Source organism: Paenibacillus sp. XY044 (genome assembly GCF_002257645.1).
In the GTDB taxonomy this organism is placed as follows: Bacteria; Bacillota; Bacilli; order Paenibacillales; family Paenibacillaceae; genus Paenibacillus_AQ.
The window spans coordinates 21,561-40,192 of record NZ_NQMO01000016.1; the positions used below are offsets into that span (position 1 = coordinate 21,561).

The 18,632-nt window shown below is 53.7% G+C and carries 15 protein-coding genes; all 15 read right to left on the reverse strand.

Annotation, left to right across the window (positions count from 1 at the left end; all coding sequences use genetic code 11):
* Positions 1–38: 38 nt before the first annotated feature.
* A complete protein-coding gene (gene tilS, locus CJP46_RS34335; RefSeq protein WP_094600114.1) occupies positions 39–1,484 on the reverse strand; it encodes a tRNA lysidine(34) synthetase TilS in 1,446 nt (481 codons plus the stop codon).
* Between the two features lie 75 nt (positions 1,485–1,559).
* Positions 1,560–2,507, reverse strand: a complete 948-nt coding sequence (locus CJP46_RS34340; protein ID WP_094600115.1) for a serine/threonine protein kinase — start codon at positions 2,505–2,507, stop codon at positions 1,560–1,562.
* Entirely contained in the window at positions 2,491–3,228 is a 738-nt protein-coding gene (locus CJP46_RS34345) for a vWA domain-containing protein (RefSeq protein WP_094600116.1), read from the reverse strand. The genes CJP46_RS34340 and CJP46_RS34345 overlap by 17 nt, the downstream gene beginning before the upstream one ends.
* Positions 3,229–3,395: 167 nt before the next feature.
* Positions 3,396–5,807, reverse strand: coding sequence for a stage II sporulation protein E (gene spoIIE, locus CJP46_RS34350; protein WP_373558073.1), 2,412 nt, complete (start codon positions 5,805–5,807; stop codon positions 3,396–3,398).
* 654 nt (positions 5,808–6,461) lie between these two features.
* Positions 6,462–6,950: a S1 domain-containing RNA-binding protein gene (locus CJP46_RS34355; RefSeq protein ID WP_094600118.1), complete on the reverse strand. Its 489-nt coding sequence runs from the start codon at positions 6,948–6,950 to the stop codon at positions 6,462–6,464.
* Positions 6,951–7,075: 125 nt separating this feature from the next.
* Entirely contained in the window at positions 7,076–7,441 is a 366-nt protein-coding gene (locus CJP46_RS34360; RefSeq protein WP_094600119.1) for an FtsB family cell division protein, read from the reverse strand.
* A 51-nt stretch (positions 7,442–7,492) separates the two neighbouring features.
* On the reverse strand, positions 7,493–8,071 hold the full coding sequence (gene yabQ, locus CJP46_RS34365) for a spore cortex biosynthesis protein YabQ (protein WP_094600120.1): 579 nt from the start codon (positions 8,069–8,071) through the stop codon (positions 7,493–7,495).
* The gene (yabP, locus tag CJP46_RS34370; protein ID WP_094600121.1) at positions 8,068–8,349 is read right to left on the reverse strand and encodes a sporulation protein YabP; all 282 of its coding nucleotides are present in this window, start codon (positions 8,347–8,349) and stop codon (positions 8,068–8,070) included. Before yabP ends, yabQ begins: the two co-directional genes overlap by 4 nt.
* Positions 8,350–8,565: 216 nt before the next feature.
* On the reverse strand, positions 8,566–8,844 hold the full coding sequence (locus CJP46_RS34375) for an RNA-binding S4 domain-containing protein (protein WP_094600122.1): 279 nt from the start codon (positions 8,842–8,844) through the stop codon (positions 8,566–8,568).
* 1 nt (position 8,845) lies between these two features.
* Positions 8,846–9,118 carry an HU family DNA-binding protein gene (locus CJP46_RS34380; protein WP_076176669.1) on the reverse strand — a complete coding sequence of 91 codons (273 nt, stop codon included), beginning with the start codon at positions 9,116–9,118 and terminating at the stop codon, positions 8,846–8,848.
* Between the two features lie 320 nt (positions 9,119–9,438).
* Positions 9,439–10,929 carry a bifunctional methyltransferase/pyrophosphohydrolase YabN gene (yabN, locus tag CJP46_RS34385; protein WP_094600123.1) on the reverse strand — a complete coding sequence of 497 codons (1,491 nt, stop codon included), beginning with the start codon at positions 10,927–10,929 and terminating at the stop codon, positions 9,439–9,441.
* Between the two features lie 221 nt (positions 10,930–11,150).
* Positions 11,151–12,830, reverse strand: a complete 1,680-nt coding sequence (locus CJP46_RS34390; protein WP_094600124.1) for a putative polysaccharide biosynthesis protein — start codon at positions 12,828–12,830, stop codon at positions 11,151–11,153.
* A 191-nt stretch (positions 12,831–13,021) separates the two neighbouring features.
* Positions 13,022–13,564 (reverse strand): stage V sporulation protein T, encoded by a 543-nt coding sequence (gene spoVT / locus CJP46_RS34395; RefSeq protein ID WP_094600125.1) that lies wholly within the window; start codon positions 13,562–13,564, stop codon positions 13,022–13,024.
* A gap of 244 nt (positions 13,565–13,808) precedes the next feature.
* Positions 13,809–14,972 (reverse strand): foldase protein PrsA, encoded by a 1,164-nt coding sequence (locus CJP46_RS34400; protein WP_094600126.1) that lies wholly within the window; start codon positions 14,970–14,972, stop codon positions 13,809–13,811.
* Entirely contained in the window at positions 14,959–18,483 is a 3,525-nt protein-coding gene (mfd, locus tag CJP46_RS34405; protein ID WP_094600127.1) for a transcription-repair coupling factor, read from the reverse strand. Before mfd ends, CJP46_RS34400 begins: the two co-directional genes overlap by 14 nt.
* Between the last annotated feature and the right edge of the window lie 149 nt (positions 18,484–18,632).

Below are 18,632 nucleotides of genomic sequence, written 5' to 3' on the forward strand. Positions count from 1 at the left end.
TACGTTATACTATGAAAGCCTAACAATGACCATTACAGTTACTCCCCATTCCCCGTATCCTCCAGGGAAAAGTGAAGCACCGTCGATGTATGCGCACCTACAGCGGCATGAATCGAACGCCGTACACCCGGGATCCATATGATGCTGCCTGAACCGTCAACAAGAACCGGTATGCGGGAGCGCATGGATGGAGGTATCTTCGCGTCAATGAAAATATCTTTTACCTTTTTGCTTCCGTTTAATCCCATGATTCTCATCGTGTCCCCAGGTTGTCTTGAACGGATCGTGAGCGGGAACTGCAGCTCATCGGCGTCAAAAACCGCTTGATGACCGTTTACGGCCATCTCGGACAATTGATTTACTTCAGGCGTATGCTCCGCCATTCTCAGGACTTTCCTTATTTCTTGCAACCACAACTTCGGGACGATTGCATCCAACCGATATGTATAGCGAATCATCTTCTCCGGCATCCCGTGCATAAACGTAATCCAATCGTATTCGCGTATGCAGACCAGGCCGCAGCCCAGATCCAGGTGCCATGTTGTGCTGTCTTTCTGGTGAATCCCGTGCCGAATGGTTTCGATCTTGTGATAATCGGTGTTTTCGGAACCCGGCGACAGATAATTTAATATTAGTTTAATCAACCTCCGTTGTAAAGCGACATGTAAGGCCAAAAAGGAAGGCGCCCGAAATGCGTGCCTTCCATGATTACACTGTACCAGTTCGCGGTATGCGTTCACCGCTGCCTGTTCCACGAAGTCGTCTTCCGGGCCGATAATGTCAGCCATCTGATTGATCGATTGAACAATCCGACTATTATATTGCCCTAAATAAGGCAGGACATCCAGACGAATTGCATTCCGTCTGTATTCGGTCTGAAAGTTAGTCTGGTCGACAGCGTAAGGATAACCATACTGATCACACATATCCACGAGGTCTGTTTTGTATATACGTAGGAAAGGGCGGATAAGTTCCACATTTTTTTCCCGTCTTTTGAACCGGATTCCCCGAAGTCCCCCGGGTCCGCTTCCGCGCAGCAAATGCAACAGCACCGTCTCCGCCTGATCGTCGGCATGATGGGCTAAAGCGATAGCGTGGGCACCGCAGTTATGCGCTGTTTCAAACAAAAATTCATAGCGCTTGATCCGGGCAGCCTCCTCCACGCCCTTGCCGCTTTCCTTCATAAATGCGGGAACATCGACTCTGGCCATTTCAAACCGGATGCCTAGTTCCACCGCCAGCCGCCGGACCATTTCGGCTTCCTCATCCGCTTCCGGCCGCAGCCCATGGTGGGCGTGGGCGCAAACAAGATTGAGGGGGGTAACCGTTTCGGAAATGTCCTTCAGAACATGCAAAAGAGCCACAGAGTCCGGACCTCCGGATACTGCGACTACGAGGGTGTCATGGGGAGACCATAAGCGGTGCTCTTCCGCCACGCGGAGCACGTGCTCTTTAATTGTGCTGAACTTCTGCCTGCTCTCCATTCATGTTCTCCTTTTTTCGCATTCGTGCCTATGTATCGATATCTTCTATTATACAGCTCGCCGAGTTCGCGTTGCTCATTTAAAAAACACAAAGTAAACCGTAACGCCCAGCATAACGACCGAGAAAGCAAACGTATTGATCAGCCACCTCGGCGTCTTACCCGGAACTTTGCCGGAAACGGCCGGTGCATAAATCTGCTGTTTCCACATAGCCAGCGCTTCCCTGGACCCCGCAAATTCACCTTGAACCGCTTTGCGCAGCCACTGGGCATAAGGCTTCAACTTCGGACTCCGGCCGATCAGGGATAACAGCTCCGAACGGCTCCGCGTCTGCGGCAACAGCTGCGCGCAGGCCGCCTTCAGCCCGTCTTCATTCAGAAGCTGAATCATCAGCACGGCAAAAGCGAACAAGTCGTAAGCCTCATCGCTGCTGCGGGTACCGGCGTTCCAGTACCCCCGGTCATACCACTCTGTGAACTGCTTGACGCTCCGTCCGATTTTACTGACGCCGCCGTAATCAATTAATTCCACCTGCCCATAATCCGATACCATGACATTGTCGGGCTTAAGGTCTCCGAATATAACTCCAAGCCGGTGCAGGCCGGTTAGCTTTTCAAGCAGCCTTAGTCCCGTAATGCCTACCCATTCCTGACCCCGTCGGCGGATAAAATGATGGATTGGGTTTCCCTCAATGTAACGCATCACGTAGAATGGCACTTCTTTATTCATCCCCGTAAAATCGTCGACTTCGAGCAGAAACGGAGTCTTGAAACTCCCCTTGAGCCCTTCCTGGCGCCTGCTCTGTGACTGCAATGAGGTCAGCACATTGATCTCCGACTGCAGATCAAGCGTATCGTACCCCATTTTCAGCGCGTACAAATTCCGGGATCCAGCCTTATGAACGAGGTACACGATGCCATTGCCGCCCTGTCCGAGCACTCGCCGGATTACAAAGCGGTTGCTATGCCATTTTCCCGTAATTACCGTTCCGGCCGGATATGCCGGTCTAGACGACGTAGTCACCGAGCATCCCTTCTCCTTCTTCGTCATTTCCCCGCCAGGTTTGTCCGTCTAGTGTACCATAACGGAAGAAATCAATCACCTTCAGAATCGCCGGTCCGGTTGGCGTGGCCCCTTTCATTTGGATTCGTTGGAACAGATTGCGCACACCGTTAAAATCCTGGATCCAATCGGTGTCCATGACGGCGTCCTCTGTGCTGTTGCGTCCGGGAAAATGGAACACGGCCAGTTCGCTGCGGCCTTCTCTGGCCTGCAGACTGAGCATCAAATCCCGGATGGCGTCCTCGACCGCAGCCAGCTTGGGCTTCATGCTGGCACTGGCATCAATCAACAGGGCAACCTGCAGCGGCGTCGTTTCGGTCAGCTCATCCACGACTTGAACGACCTGGGACCGCTGCTGGGGCGGAAGCTCCTCCAAGGATCCGTCCCCCAAAATCGTCTTTAACTCCTTATTAACCGCCTGCTGTATCGTCTGAACCACCGTTTTGCGCGTCATCATTTGCATCGTCTGGGCCAGCTGCCTGGTCCCCACAATGTGGCTCACCCCCCCGCCAGCCTTGGCAATTTCAGCGATTTCCAAACTTCCAAGCTCTCCAATCGTCCCGTAATCGATAACACCGGCAACATTTACCGTGATTCCCTCCTGCAGCGCATGAGCTGCGGCCATAACCGGGCTCGCCCCGACATTGGAACAACCGTCCGTAATTAATAAAATTTGTTTCATGATGGCATCATACCTCCCAAAAGTGTCTATCACCCTTTTGGTTCTAGTATTTCCACTTTTGAGAGATTCAAACGGCAGCCCGGTCTCTCCTTCCCATTTCCCGGGCAATGGGAAGGCTAACAATGAAAAGTTTACATTTCACCTCCGATCGTGCCTGCCAAGGCCGGTTAACTGACCGTGCGCGGCCGCTCCATGCGGTCGACGCCCGGCACATGCAGGGTAGCCCACTCAGGCTGGTAGTGCTCCACCTTTCCGACAACAACGGTCATGTCGTCATGAATTTGATTTTGCTGATAACGAATCACTTTCTCTAGCAGGCAGTCGGCAATATGCTGCGGATCGTTGCTTTCGATCTCCTGCAGCATCCGCTTCATCCACAATTCCTTATTCACGGCGTATCCCGGTGCATCGTAGATGCCGTCCGTCATCATAATGACGATATCCCCCGCCTGCAGCTTCAAGGTGACCAGGTCCACCTCAATATCCTGGATAATGCCGATCGGCAGGTTGCTAGCCGACACGGGGATCACTTCATTGCCCCGTTTGATGAAACTTGGAGCAGAGCCGATTTTCATAAACGTCGTTTCCGCTGTATATTGATCAATTAACGCCATATCCACCGTCGCATAAATCTCATCCGGAGATCGCAGCATCAGAATGGAATTCACCGACTTGATCGCCAGCTTCTCATCCATGCCCGACTGCAGCAGCTGTTCCAAAATGTTCAGCGCGGTGCTGCTCTCCAGCCTCGCCCGCTCTCCGTTGCCCATACCATCGCTCAGCGCCACGGCAAAAGTGCCGTTGCCCAGCTCGACCGTGCTGAAGCTGTCGCCTGACAGCAGATCTCCTCCTTTGGCGGCCCCGGCCACCCCTGTCGTAATTTCAAACGTTTTGGCCGATCCGAACATGACGGCTGCAAGCCCGTCTTTGGTGCTGCTTAACGTTTCATTCAGCACGGCCACATGCTCGTCCAATATATCGGACAGCAGCGGCGCAATAATTTTACGGCATTCATCGTACCCCCTTGTATACGCATGCACAATTTCGATTTCCACGTGTCCGGGATCCAGACTGATGATTTCGATCCCTTGGATCGACAGTCCCAGCTTCTCCAAAGCGTCCCGGATTTGTTCCTCCTGCCGGTACATCGCTTGTCCTTCCCGTTGAATTTCCTTTGCCAGGTCCTCCATCACCTGGGATACGCCCGATAATTGCTCGGCGACCAGCTGGCGGCTGTCGTATATTTGCCGTTTCCACTGCATATCATGTTGGTAGAGATGATATTGCTGCTTCATGACATCGACGACGTCGTCGGTTTTAGCGCAAATTTTCTTCCATTCCGCCGGAATGTCCTCAGCCGACATCCCCGGATTTTCCTCCACCGAAGTCATCACATCGGTCATATATTTATAAGTTTGATAGAACTTCGCGTCCCAGCAATGGTTTTTCTTGAAGCAGTTCGCACACGCCCCTTCCGTCACGGCATTCATAAAGTGGTCCATTTCTTCGTTCCGTTTGCTCACCTCCTCTGTTCCGGACACTTGGCCGAAGCTCTGGGACAACTGACGGAATACCTGAGAGAACTGCGTAACCCGTTCGGCCGTCAGATCTCTTACGCGCTTGGCATACTCATGCTGCGATTTGCTGTGGTCTGTCGTGCCTGGCACATACTTGGAGATCACCGCAATCATAGCTTTCGGAGTCAGCAGAAATAGCCCGATGGCGATACAGGTCTCCCAGGTGGACTGCATGACGTCACCCGGCCCGCTGAAATAGATGGACAGAATGGAAGAGCCCAGCAGCATGCCGATCGATACGGCACCCTTCCGCCCTTCCCGCAGCATGCCGGCCAGCATCCCGGAAAAGGCGAGCAGACTCATCTGATATATAGCCGATATATCCGCCAGGCTTAGAATCAACCCGGTCACTACGCCGACCGAAGCCCCGAGCGGTGCCCCCCCGACCAGCGCAAACACCAGGATCAGATACCTGGATAGGATATGTTCCACGGACAGATTGTATATGCTCCAACCCACCGCCCCCGTCATGACGGAAGCAAGCAGGATAATCAGGCATAGAATTTCTTCGTTCTTCAGCTGATAATTCTTTTTCCTGTACGTAAACACCGGGATCGCCTGGATAAACACGAGCGTCAGCACAAAGCTGAGTACGGCATCGACGGCGGTCATCATCAGGGCATACCACGTAAACGGCGGACCGATCAGCACCATAAATATTTTGACGCAGAAGGAGGAGACAAACACCATCAGCGGCGCGTAGGATAACTCGGCGTGTTCAAAGGCGTTCAGCCCCTTGTACATCAGGTGGAAGATGATGAGCTCGGCGGCGATAATCAGCGGTGCCGGAAACGGGGCAAACAGGGAGCCCAGGATCACCGCCATCCCCACCGGAAGGATATAATCCCGCCGCATGAAGGCGATGACCGCAAAGAAGGCGATCGCGAACGGCGACAGCTGGTCCAATATCATGGCTTTTCCGAGTAAGAAGCCCATAAACGTCAGCAGCAGCATCCACTTCTTCGCCGCGATGAAATGCATCGGCCGCTGCACGGCCGACATGTTCCGGATCCGTTCCGTCCAGCTCAGTCCGTCCACGACCGCTTCCCCCTTTGCCGATTTCATGACAGGCACGTCCATCACATTCCATTTTTCCATGATCTTGGCACCACCATTTCATTGGATTTGTTGGTACCCATTATAGAACCGAAGAAACATGAAAGTTTGTCAGAACAGCGGACAAGCGCCCAAGAAATTTCCGACAAAAAAGCCTGCGTTCCCGAATGAACGGAAATCTGGGTCGACTGGTTGTCCCCCAACACTTCCAGCGGGTTTCCATCTGCTTCGATCCGGGACAATCTCCCGAATTAAATCGCCGCCTCGACTAGCGATTGCGACAGAGATAGCTGGAATGACGTTGGATGCTGTCGGTAATTTCTTGCGGAGCGACAAATTTATCCTAACGAATGCAGTCCTTGATCGGATGATGACTATGGAACGTGCCTGGCCGAAATAAGAAAAACGTCTATCGACGTACATTCATAGAAGACAGACCGCGTTTATAGGAAGTTTTTCTTGCGATTATAGAATGGTTCAGCTCCGCTGATAATTTAAAAATTCTACAATCTAAAAAACAAAAAAACCGCAGAAGGCGTGGATGCCCTCAACGGTTATCTGCTTCATACGGTTATCGTATGCTCTAATCTGTTAATGAAACTACATGCGTTTCGCGCCACGGCCTCCGCGCTTGGATTCCGTGTTCTTCTTGATCGACGATATGCGCTCTTCGCTGTCTTTTAGGAAACGAGACATTTTATCCTCGAATGAAGTCTTGTTGGCCGCAGGCTTAAACGGACGCCCGCCACGTTCACGATTGTAACCTCCACCGCCGCCGCCAAAACGGTCTCCGCCGCCTCCACCGGTACGCTCCGGTCTTGGTCCTCTTGGGGGACGAGCTTCGGATGCCGGCTTATCAACAGCTTGTTTGATGGAAAGCCCGATCTTGCCGTCCTTATCGACATTGATCACCTTCACTGTCACAACATCATTGATCTTCAGGTGATCGTTGACATCCTTGACGTAATTATCGGCGATTTCCGAGATGTGAACGAGACCCGTGACACCTCCTGACAGATCCACAAATGCTCCAAAATGCGTTATGCCTGTCACCTTGCCTTCTAACTTGGTGCCCACTTCGATTGCCATAGAATAAAATGATCCTCCCTTAAAAATATACAACAAGATTTAATAAAACCTTGGCTGTGGTGATTTGATTATACATAAAGCGCAAACCCAGGTCAACTGAGTAATAACCCACTTCAGCGCCTATATTAAGGGCTGGTGGATTCCGCATGAATCGGGGTTTCCCCCGGCAAATACAGACCATAATTTTTCCTTGCCAACTGGCCGATGTACTCCGGATCGTTCAGCCGTTTCACGTCCCGCTCGAGCTGCGCTTTCGTCTGCGTGGTCTGTGCCTCCTGCTTAAGCTTCTTCGACAGCTCGGAACTCTTGTCCGCAATTTGCGAATTCTGGTCAATAAAGGTATAACCTGCCCACCCCATAAACAGAATCATGAAAGTCAGCCATAAAAAAATCCGCCTCCGTGCGCCAGCGTGATGACCGGCAGGCTGCTTGTCATTCTTTTGTGCCGTCTGCGAGCGGGTTTGGGCTGGTGATGCAGCGTATTTTCCCATGAATGCCTCCTTTTTAACAAATACGGAAATTGTTGCGTAACGGGCCCTTGTTTACTCCTTAGAGAACCATCGCTTCCACAGCTCTGCAGCTGCGGTGAGAAACTTTCTGAACCACTCGGGCATCTTCAGACGGGAGGTGATGGGGCGGAGCATCCATTGAAGCAGCTTCCAGAAAGGCATGAGACAGCGCAGGATCACGTGGAGAAAAAACATCAGCAGACTGCCGATCATGACGGCAATCCATTTCAGCAGTTTCAAGATCGCCCGGATCGGAGCCCAGATGAGCGCCCGAAACAAACGCTTGACCACATCAATCACGTAGCGTACTGTCCTTATTAACATTACCACAAAACGCTGGGTTGTAACACTCAAGATTAAAAAATATAACCACACCCCGATAAAGAGTCCCACAAACACATAAAACCGAAGCTGGCCGTAATTGCTGATATACAGCATCCGAAACACAAACAGGGCCGCAGCGCTCCAGTACAGCACGTCCAATACATGAAGGGTCCATTTCGGAAAGTGGAGCTGGCCCGACAGCACCCGGTAACTGTCATAGGCCACCCCCAAAGCCGCTCCCGAGAACAGCATCCACAGCAGGGTAATCCATTGGATCTGAGGACTCATTTAAACAGCTTGCCGAGCATTCCTTTGTTTTTGCTGTGCGAACCGGGATCCAAATAAACCAGGGAATGGACATGCCCCTCGATCGAGAGCAGACCTTCTTCCAGGTTCAAATTCTTGATATGTAAATTCTGGCCTTTGATGGTCAGGTGCCCTAGCTCGGTCTGGAGCAGAAACTCCTCGCTGTCAAAACTCTCCACATTATTTACCCCCGTCAGGTGCAGCTGCTTGCGATTCAGCATATGCATTTCGTGCTGCTTGTTTTTCGCTTGCTCGATCATGGCATGTACCCCTCCTTCTTATCAATAGCTTATGGAGCGGTTTCCGGGTTTAGAACCAGCCCCGCAGGGTGAACCGTAGGGAACTTTCAGCACCGATGGGGTGCCATTTTGGGAATGGCTGGAAGCAAACGATATATCCGAGAAAACTAAAAAGGCATCCCCCGATTGTGATCGGAAGATGCCTTCGATACTGTATATGCCTTCTGGAATGCCCGCCTACCAGTTTAAACCGTTATCTTTGGCGATCGGTTCTTCCTTGACCAAGGTGTAGAGGCTGGTCGCCTCGTCCTTACGGGTCGTTTCGGCAAGCCGCTCCACCTTCACGGTGACCAGCTTCTGGCCGAATTGGACGGTGATCTCGTCGCCGACCTTGACGGTGCTGCTGGGCTTGGCTTCCCTGCCGTTAATGAGGACCCTTCCCTGATCGGAGACATCCTTTGCAACGGTACGCCGCTTGATTAACCTTGATACCTTAAGGAATTTGTCGACGCGCATCTTACTTTACGGCTTCTTTAAGCTTGTTGCCCGCTTTAAAAGCAGGAACGTTGGATTCCGGAATTTCGATGGTTTTGCCAGTTTGCGGGTTGCGGCCCGTACGGCCGGAACGCTTGCGGGTTTCGAAAGTGCCGAAGCCGATCAGCTGAACTTTCTCACCGCTTGCCAGAGCTTCCTCAATTTCGCCCAGGAAACCGTTCAGAACGGACTCCACGTCTTTTTTAGTCAAACCGCTTTTCGTGGAAATGTTGTTGATCAGATCTGTCTTGTTCATAAATTATAATCCTCCCAATATACAAAGAAATAATTATTGGCGCGGTAGAGGAACCTAGCCCCCAAAACATACCGCTTTTGGCGCGTTCTGTATGGTATTCTTGCTGTGCTGCCCAAATTCCTGCCTCAATCCGCCAATTTTTTATAATTTCCGAGGAAATCCTTGTTAAAACAAGCTGCAGGACGTCATCTAACGGAAATTTTGCGCGAATTCAAAGTCATGAAAACACAGAAGCCATTCATTCCTGATCGCTAAAAAGGGCTTCATTCCGCAGGCATTGAAGGCGCCTCTCGTTCCCGTTAGGGACCGGAGAGTTCATATCATACCTCATTTTTGGCCCGTTGCCAAATGGCCTCCATCTCATCCAGGCTGGACTCCTGCAGCGTTTTGCCTTCTGCGTGCAGCACATCCTCGATGTAACGGAACCGGTTAACGAACTTGCGGTTCGTTCTCGACAGCGCTTCTTCCGGATCGGCATCCAGGAACCGGGCTACGTTCGCCGCCGCAAACAGCAGGTCTCCCAGCTCGCCCACCTGCTCGTCCACGCTCTGTCCCTCAGTCACGGCCTGCCGAAGCTCTCCGAGCTCCTCCTCGATCTTGTCGAACACACCCTCGATGGAATCCCAGTCGAACCCGACCTTGGACGCCTTCTTCTGCAGCTTGTAAGCCTTCATCAGCGCCGGCAAGTCTCTTGGAATCCCGTCCAGGGCGGACGCCTTCTCGGGCTCGATTCCTTTACGACGCTTCTCCTCGGCCTTCATGGCATCCCAGTTCTGCAGGGCGGCTTCCGCATCCTTGGCCTTGTTCTCGCCGAACACATGGGGATGACGGAAGATCAGCTTGTCGTTAAGCCCTTGAATGACGTCATACACGCTGAAGGTGCCCTCCTCTTCCTCCATTTGCGAATGCAGCATAATTTGCAGCAGCAAATCGCCAAGTTCCTCCTGCATATGCTCGGGGTCATCGTCGTCGATGGTCTCCAGTACCTCGTAGGTTTCCTCGATGAGATTTTTCCGGATCGACTCATGCGTCTGTTCCCGGTCCCACGGGCAGCCTTCCGGACTGCGGAGAATGCCGACGATCTCATGAAGCCGGGCGAAGGTCCGCTGACGCAGACTCTCGTCGTCGCTTCTTGGAACGTACACGAGCGAGAGGTTGCCGTAGCCAAGGGCACGGTCGAGCTCAAACAACGGAACCTGAAGCACCTGCTCCTCCCCTTCGACACCAAGCGCGTGCCCGACAACGATCTGGTAATCGTCAGGGTAAAGCTCCATGAGGCACAACTTCACCTCGGAAGCCGTAAACTCGTCGTATACCTGCCCGATCACGGTGTGCAGCTGGGGCTGCAGCATGCTGCTGCGAATGCCGGTGGAGTCGAGAAGCTGAAAGCCTTCGATCGGATCAAAGCCGAGCCGGATAAAGGCCTCGTCGAGAAAGGACTCCCCGCCCAGAATTTCTAGGGAAATCCCCTGCTGCGGACAGCGCTCCTTCAGCAGCTGGACAGTGGACTCCGCCACCATCGGATGCCCTGGCACCGCATAGACGATCACGCTGTGGTCTTCGCCAGCCAAGGCCAATTCAAGCAGCCGGTCCGCGATGGAGGCGTAAACCTCCGGAAACGAGTCATGCGCTTCGTAGATGTGGTCAAACGAACTGATTTCGAGCTTCAGTTCCTCCAGCATCGACATTACCGGATGCTCTTTCGTTCTGACGTAGATTTGTGATGCCTGCTGCAACGTTTTCACAATACCCACTGTCAGCCGGTCCGGATTGCCCGAACCGAGACCGACAACCTTCAGTACTGCGCTCATATGTCATTCCTCCGCTCTATTTCCCATTCTTCCGGGAATGGGTCATAAATATACTATATCACGGTTTCTTTTTTAAAAGAAAACCAGAAGCGCAAGGGGGTTTTCGCATGGCCCGCCCCTTAATCTGAAGCCTGTTTGGCGGAATCCGTCGATCCGCCGCCTTCTATGAATCTCCCTCTATTACGCCCAAAAATAGAAGATTCCTCCGTCGCCCGCGGCGATTACCGAAGCAGCCGGACCCGCTTCAGTAAGGCGGTCAGCGGGCGGCCGATCTTCGGCAGCATCTCAAGCTCCTCTTTGGTAAGGAGCTTGGCCAGCACGGCGCCGGCAAGGAACACGGCGCCTCCAGCCGCGGCACCGGCGACACTTGCCGCGGCGGCCACGAGGCGGGCGGGCAGCCCGAGCGCGGACAGCACCGCGTCCGCCGCGAGCGCCGCAGCGCCCGCCACTACGGCCATGCCGGCCAGCATCAGCGCCGGCTTGGCCAAGGCGGCACCGGCGCGAATGCGCAGGCCGGTGCCGCGGGCCAGCAGCGCGATGTTGAGCGCTGCCGCCAGGAAGTGCGCGGCCACGCCGGCGATGGCCGCGCCGGTAATGCCCAGCTGCGGAACCAGCAGCAGGTTCAGCAGCGTCTTTGCCGCTGCCGCGGCCAGCAGGTGCACGGCCGGCGCACGCACGATGCCGACGCCCTGCAGGAGCGCGGCCGAAATGATGCTGAGCGCGCTGCCTGCGGCGGTGAAGGCGATCCAGCGCATGACGCTGCTGCCTGCCGTGTCCTGGTACAGCGCGATATTCAGGGGATTGGCCAGTATGGCAATCCCCACCGAGGCGGCGAGTCCCAGCAGCCAAAACCAGCGCAGGGACAGCCTTGTCCGCTCGCCTACCAGCTCGCGGTCGCCCCTGGCCTTAGCATCGGCCAGTGCCGGGATGAACAGCACCGACAGCGACGTGGCCAGCATTGTCACCAGCTGGACGATGGGAATGCCGCGGTTATAGATGCCAAACTGGATCATCGCTCCTGCCTCCCCGGCGCCTCCGGCTTTGAGCAGCCGCGGTACGGTAAAGCTGTCCACCATGCCGATCAATGGAACGGCGAGTGAACCCAGGCAGACGGGAATCGCGTACAGCAGGACCCGCTTCAGCAGGCTCCAGCTGCTCTCCCGCATGGCTTGACGCGGCTGGTCCGGCCGAACGGCGGACTCCTGGTGCGTCGTCACCGCGGCTCCTTCCGCGCCGGCAGCACTCCGCCGAATCCGCCGGAACCTACGCCAATAGCCGAGCATGGCGATGAGCCCGGCGGCTCCGCCAGCGGCTGATCCCAGCAGCGCCCCGGCCGCGATGGTCTCCGGACTCGCTCCGATCCCCGTCAGATAAATCAGAAGACCGATCATGACAGCCACCCGCGCGCACTGCTCCGTGATTTGTGAGACGGCGGTTGGCATCATGTCTTGATATCCCTGAAAAAAGCCCCGCATCCCGGTCATCACCGGCACGAACAGCAGTGCTAAGGACGCTGTCCGTACCGCCGGCACGACGCTGGAATTGTCGATCCAGGTCCCGATGAGCGGAGCGCATGTGTAAACCACAGCCCCCAGGACGATGCCAAGCAGAGCCAGCAGTAAAGAGGATAGCCTCATCACCCGGAGTCCTTCCCCTGTTCCTCCGACGGCTTCGTCCTCCGCCACGAATTTCGAGATCGCTGCGGGCAGGCCCGCGAGCGCGATCGTCATCATTAATGAATAGAGCGGATAAACCGTGTTATAGATGCCAAACACCGCATCTCCACCCATATTTTGCAACGGAATTTTCTGCAGCGTGCCGATGAGTTTCGACAGCACCATCGCCATGCTCAAAATCAAAGCCCCCTGCAGCATTTTTGATGCCGCACCTGTCTGTTTCATCCTCTTCCCTACTTTTGCCCGGATTCAACCTCAATATTTGGTGTTGCTTTTTTCGTTTTTTCGATACGAATACACCTATTATACCTGAGGAAGGTGGACACAAAAAACTCCCGCCTTCATTCCCGGATCATCCGTGGATATGAAGGGGGAGCTTCTAGTACTCGGTGAAGAGCCGTACCGGGGCTGCCGGACTACTGCTCCATTTGCTTGCCGAGAAAGGCGGCGGCTGTTTCGGACATTTTGATTTCTAGCTGCGACATCTTGGTTGCTTCGTCCTTGCTCAGCAGGATCACCGCACCAATCGGATCTCCGCCGGAAATGATCGGCGCAGCCACAAAGGAGGATAGGCTCTCCTGATGATCCTTGCTGATTTCGTAGCTGCCCGGGTTCGTTTCCAGCAGCGTCTTGCGGCTGTCCATGCAATTTTCGATCAGGGATCCGATCGATTTCTCCAAGTATTCCTTTTTGGAGCCGCCCGCAACGGCAATAAAGGTATCACGGTCGGAAATGATGGTCGTATGTCCAGTGCCTTCATACAGCGATTCCGCATATTCCTTGGCGAAATCGCCAAGCTCGCCGATTGGGGAATACTTCTTCAGAATAACTTCACCATCACGGTCTACAAAAATTTCAAGCGGATCTCCTTCACGGATACGCAGTGTACGTCTGATTTCTTTTGGGATGACCACTCTGCCCAGGTCATCGATACGGCGGACTATTCCAGTAGCTTTCATTTACATGTTGCCCCGCTTTCTAGAGAAGATTTTTCAACTACTGTTCTTATGGGAAGAGGTGAGTCCCAGGAATATAAGTTGTGATATCTGCCCATAGTATTCATCCATTCCCAATTCCTTATACATGATGTTGGAACTATTAGTTGCGGTTCTTCTGCACATTTTATCCAGCAAATGCCGCAAAAAAAGACGCGGGCCTGGCCCGCGCCTGTCCTATATGCAAACGATTAACGAAGAATATTGGTTACTTGCCCGATCCCTCGCCTGATACGTTTCCCTTTTCTTCGAAAGTGGTCGTTCCTGTATCACTGCCCTTGGACTCTCCAGTACCACCGCTGTTGCTGCTGCCTGTCGTACCTGTCCCGGAAGTTGAGCCTTCCGTGCCGCTGCCCGTGGTTCCCGTATCGGTCGTGCCCGCGCCGCTCTTGGACGTATCCGCCGTTTTCGGCAGATCAATTTTTTTAATGATTTTCGTCAGGTCACTCTGCATGAACTGGTCGATTTTCGATGCGCCCAGGTTGCTCCGGATCATCTCTTTCTGATCGTTCGTCAGCTTGTCATAAGGCGTGTCCTTGCGGGAGTCGACCTTAATGATGCTGTATCCGAGGTTGGATTCTACAGGAGTGCTGATCTTGTTCAGCGGAAGGGTCAGCACCTGCTCCTTAAACTCCTGCACGCTCCACTGCCCGACGGTAAAGTCTTTGTAGACGCCGCCATTGTCTTTGGAAGAGGAGTCATCCGAGTACTTTTTGGCCAGCTCGGCAAAGTCTCCCCCATTGTCCAGCTGGGATTTGACATCCTTGGCGATCTTCAGCGCTTCTTCCTTGGTCCGCTCCTTGTTATTCGAATCGGTCAGGCCGATCAGAATATGATGCACCGTAGCCACCATGAAATCCTGCTTGTTGCTTTCATATTGCTTCTTGATGTCATCTTCGGTCACTTTGGCGTTCATGTCCTCCATGACGGTCATGACCTGCACCAAGTACTGTTTAAGCTCATCCTCTTTGAGCTTCTGTTGATCGAGCAGCTGCTTGAACTGGTCATCGCCCACCTGCTTCTTCATTTGGTCGATCTGCTGGCCGGCCTTTTTCTCGCCTTCCTTCTTAGCATCGTCCGTAGCCTTGCCGCTCAAATATTTGAAGGCAATTTTCTGCTTTACCAAATAATCCTGAAAGTCCGCCATGTCCATAAATTGGGCATATTCAGGAGACATAAAGGTCATGATTTTTTTCTGCGTGTTAAATTCGTTTTCCGTAATTTCTCCGCCCTCGTAAGTTGCCACGGCTTTGCTGGCATCCTTTTGGTCATCGGAGCCGCCTTTCTCACAGGCTGCCAGCACGGAAAGGGTCAGTACACACACCAACGTCAGCAAAATTCCTCTCCATGCTTTTTTCTTATTGAACAACATCCTGAAGTTCCTCCTTCGATTTGAACAGCCCACGGATCGCTTCCAAGAATTGTTCCAGCAGATCGAGCAGCTGCTTGTCATCAAGCCCCTTGCCTTTGATTCTGATCGTCATTTGAGCTTCCTGCTCAAATTGTACACGTCTCTCGAAGCGATTGCCAACCTGTGCAAGCTTCGCGGTGCTAACCGCCTTTTCCCGCCCCTCGTAAAATTTGAGGGTCAGATCATCCCCACGGCGGTTGATGGAGTCAATGCCGTACATCTTGCCGTATACCTTCAGCCGGGCGACGGTCAGCAGGTTCGTTACCGCCTCAGGCAGCTCCCCAAAGCGGTCCAGCAGTTCATCCTCCAGCTCTCTTCCGTCATCGAACGAAGAAACTGCCGCCACTTTTTTATAGATCTCGATCTTTTGAATGCTGTCATAAATGTACTCGGACGGCAAATATGCATCGATGCCGATATCCAGCGCAGTATTCCACGTTTTCTCCGGCTCGGCCTTTTCCCCGAGAACGGACACCTTCCGCTTCTGAATTTCCTCGGCAAGCATTTGCGAGTACAAATCGAAGCCAACGGAGGCAATGAACCCGTGCTGCTCCGCACCGAGCAGGTTTCCTGCCCCGCGGATCGCCAGGTCGCGCATCGCGATTTTGAAACCGGAGCCGAGCTCCGTAAATTCCTTAATCGACTGCAGACGTTTTTCCGCCACCTCGGTTAGCACCTTATCCCGCTGGTACGTAAAATACGCGTACGCAATCCGGTTGGAACGGCCAACCCGGCCGCGCAGCTGATAGAGCTGGGACAAGCCCATTTTGTCAGCATCATGTACGATGAGCGTATTCACGTTCGGGATATCGACGCCGGTTTCGATAATGCTCGTGCTGACCAGGACGTCGTATTCCCCGTCCAGAAAGTCGAGGATCGTCTTCTCCAACTCCGTCTCCGACATTTGTCCGTGACCTACCCCAACCTTGGCCTCCGGCACCAGCGCCGAAATTTGGGCCGCCATTTCATGAATGCCTTGAACCCGGTTGTACAGATAATACACCTGACCGCCGCGGGCCAGCTCCCGTTCGATGGCTTCCCGCACCAGCGTCTGGCTGTATTCCACAACATACGTCTGCACCGGGAAACGGTTCTCCGGTGGCGTCTCGATGACAGACAGATCCCGGACTCCCAGCATGGACATATGCAGCGTCCGCGGGATCGGCGTCGCTGTCAGGGTCAGCACGTCGACATTGGTCTTCAGACGCTTCAGCTTCTCCTTATGCGTCACGCCGAACCGCTGCTCCTCGTCCACAATCAAGAGGCCCAAATCCTTGAACACCAGATCCTGGGACAACAAGCGGTGTGTCCCGATCACGACGTCAACCGTGCCCTGGCGGAGTCCCTTGATCGTCTCGTTCTGCTCTTTCCGCGAACGGAACCGGCTCAGCACCTGAATGTTCATCGGATATCCCGAGAACCGCTCCCGGAACGTCTCATAATGCTGCTGCGCCAGAATCGTCGTCGGAACAAGGACGGCCACCTGCTTGCCTTCCATAGCGGACTTGAATGCGGCGCGGATAGCCACTTCGGTCTTGCCGTAGCCCACGTCTCCGCACAGCAGCCGGTCCATCGGACGGTTCCGCTCCATGTCTTTCTTAATCTCTTCGATCGCCCGCAGCTGATCGCGTGTCTCGTCGTATGGGAACATCTCCTCGAATTCTTGCTGCTCGGTCGTGTCCTTCTCAAAGCCGTATCCCGGCGTCGACTGCCGCTCGGCGTATAGTTTGATCAAATCGTCAGCGATATCCTGAACGGAAGAGCGGACTTTGTTTTTGACGCGTGTCCACTCGTTGCCGCCCAGTTTATAGATCTTCGGCTCTTTTTCCTCTGAACCGACGTATTTTTGAATGAGGTCAATCTGTTCGATCGGCACGGACAACTTGTCGCCGCCGGCATACAGGATATGCATATAGTCCTTGTGGATGCCGTTAATTTCCAGCGTGCCGATACCCATATATTTACCGATGCCGTGGTTTTGATGGACGACATAATCGCCGACCTTCAGCTCGGTATAGCTCTTGATGCGCTCGGCGTTGTCAATGTTTTTACCCAGCTTGCGGATCTTCCGCTGCTTCTGGGAGAACATTTCGCCTTCGGTAATGACCGCCAAATGAATGGATGGCATCTCAAAACCCGTCTGCAGGTTGCCCTGCAGCATGACCGGTTCCTCGATGTTGTAATCCTGCAGCACACGCCGCATCCGGTCAAGACGTTCGTCGCTGCTGGCAAGCATCATCACCTGAACCCCGGACTTATGCCAGCGGTCCATTTCCGCCTTCAGTACGTTCATCTGCCCATGAAAATCCTGCATGCCCCGGCTGATAAAGTTCAGGATGTTCTGAGGCTGGGTATGCGGAACCTGGCGCAGGAAAATGGACATGAATATTGTCTGGAACGGGCGCTGGTACAGCACCTCGTCGCCGTCGACGGACAAAAGCAGTTGAGGCAGCGTCTTTCCGTTCTGCAGCAGATGCAGGTTCCACTCGGATTCGTCGCGCTCCAGCTGTTTGGCCGTTTCGAGAAGGCGTGCCGGCTCGTCAAGAACGAGAACGGTGTCCTTCTGCAGGTAATCGTACAACGTCTTCCGCTCCGGATAGAGCAGAGAAATATATTTATAGATTTCCGGAAAATAGACATGCTCGCGCAGCAGCTCCATTTCCCGGTTCATTTCTTCCGTTAGACGCAGCTTCGCCTGCCGGTCGGTCATCTTGCCCAGCTGCTCCTCCAGCAGTTGAGCGGTGGCTGCGGCCGCCTGCTCCAGCCTTTGATGATCAGCGATGATCTCCTTGCAGGGCGTAATCGTAACTTCCTTGACCTTATCGATCGACCGCTGATCGGATGGGTCAAACGTACGGATCGAATCGATCTCGTCGTCAAATAGCTCGACGCGGAAGGCCAACAGGGAGGTCATCGGGTAAAAATCGATAATTCCCCCGCGGACGCTCATTTCGCCTTTGCCTTCCACCCGCTCGACCCGTTCGTACCCCATTTCGATCATTTGGGACAAGAATGCTTGGGCATCCAGCGTGCCGCCATCCCGAATCACAATCTGGGCTTTGGCCATTACTTCCGGGGCAGGCAAAAACCGGCGCACACCCGAAAACGGTGCCACCACAATACCCGAAAACCCCTGCGCGCACTTCATCAGCACATCAATACGCTGCGCAAGGGTCTCTGGGCTGGATACTGCGGACTCCGCCGCCACCAGCTCATTGGCCGGATATAGCAGCACACGGTCCGGTGAAAGCGCTTCCTGTAGATCCTCCGCGATTTTCTGGGCGGAAAACATGTTGTGAGTGACGACGAGCATCGGGCGCTTGATTTCTTCAAAGAGTGCCGACAGCATAACCTGTCGTGCGGACCCCGATAACCCGGAAACGAGCTGTTCCTTCATCCCGGCCGATAACCCGGCGGTAATCGACTTTAAATCCGGATCTTTAGAGAAAGCTTCTATAAGTGCATGTAACAAAGGGGGCACCTCTCTTATGCTTACTTGTTATCTTTTGGATGGTAGATTGAATTTTACCATAAAATACCTGACTGCGGTGATTTTTCGCTGTGCTTCATTAAAATATATCTACCGGTCGGAGACATCCCCTATCTATAGGGAAACCAGAC

Excerpts from the sequence above, each read along its gene's own strand:
- tilS (WP_094600114.1), bottom strand. The coding sequence starts at position 1,484 with ATGGAGAGCAGGCAGAAGTTCAGCACAATTAAAGAGCACGTGCTCCGC.
- CJP46_RS34345 (WP_094600116.1), bottom strand. The coding sequence starts at position 3,228 with ATGAAACAAATTTTATTAATTACGGACGGTTGTTCCAATGTCGGGGCG.
- spoIIE (WP_373558073.1), bottom strand. The coding sequence starts at position 5,807 with ATGTCGGCCGTGCAGCGGCCGATGCATTTCATCGCGGCGAAGAAGTGG.
- CJP46_RS34355 (WP_094600118.1), bottom strand. The coding sequence starts at position 6,950 with ATGGCAATCGAAGTGGGCACCAAGTTAGAAGGCAAGGTGACAGGCATA.
- CJP46_RS34360 (WP_094600119.1), bottom strand. The coding sequence starts at position 7,441 with ATGGGAAAATACGCTGCATCACCAGCCCAAACCCGCTCGCAGACGGCA.
- yabQ (WP_094600120.1), bottom strand. The coding sequence starts at position 8,071 with ATGAGTCCTCAGATCCAATGGATTACCCTGCTGTGGATGCTGTTCTCG.
- yabP (WP_094600121.1), bottom strand. The coding sequence starts at position 8,349 with ATGATCGAGCAAGCGAAAAACAAGCAGCACGAAATGCATATGCTGAAT.
- CJP46_RS34375 (WP_094600122.1), bottom strand. The coding sequence starts at position 8,844 with ATGCGCGTCGACAAATTCCTTAAGGTATCAAGGTTAATCAAGCGGCGT.
- CJP46_RS34380 (WP_076176669.1), bottom strand. The coding sequence starts at position 9,118 with ATGAACAAGACAGATCTGATCAACAACATTTCCACGAAAAGCGGTTTG.
- yabN (WP_094600123.1), bottom strand. The coding sequence starts at position 10,929 with ATGAGCGCAGTACTGAAGGTTGTCGGTCTCGGTTCGGGCAATCCGGAC.
- CJP46_RS34390 (WP_094600124.1), bottom strand. The coding sequence starts at position 12,830 with ATGAAACAGACAGGTGCGGCATCAAAAATGCTGCAGGGGGCTTTGATT.
- spoVT (WP_094600125.1), bottom strand. The coding sequence starts at position 13,564 with ATGAAAGCTACTGGAATAGTCCGCCGTATCGATGACCTGGGCAGAGTG.
- CJP46_RS34400 (WP_094600126.1), bottom strand. The coding sequence starts at position 14,972 with ATGTTGTTCAATAAGAAAAAAGCATGGAGAGGAATTTTGCTGACGTTG.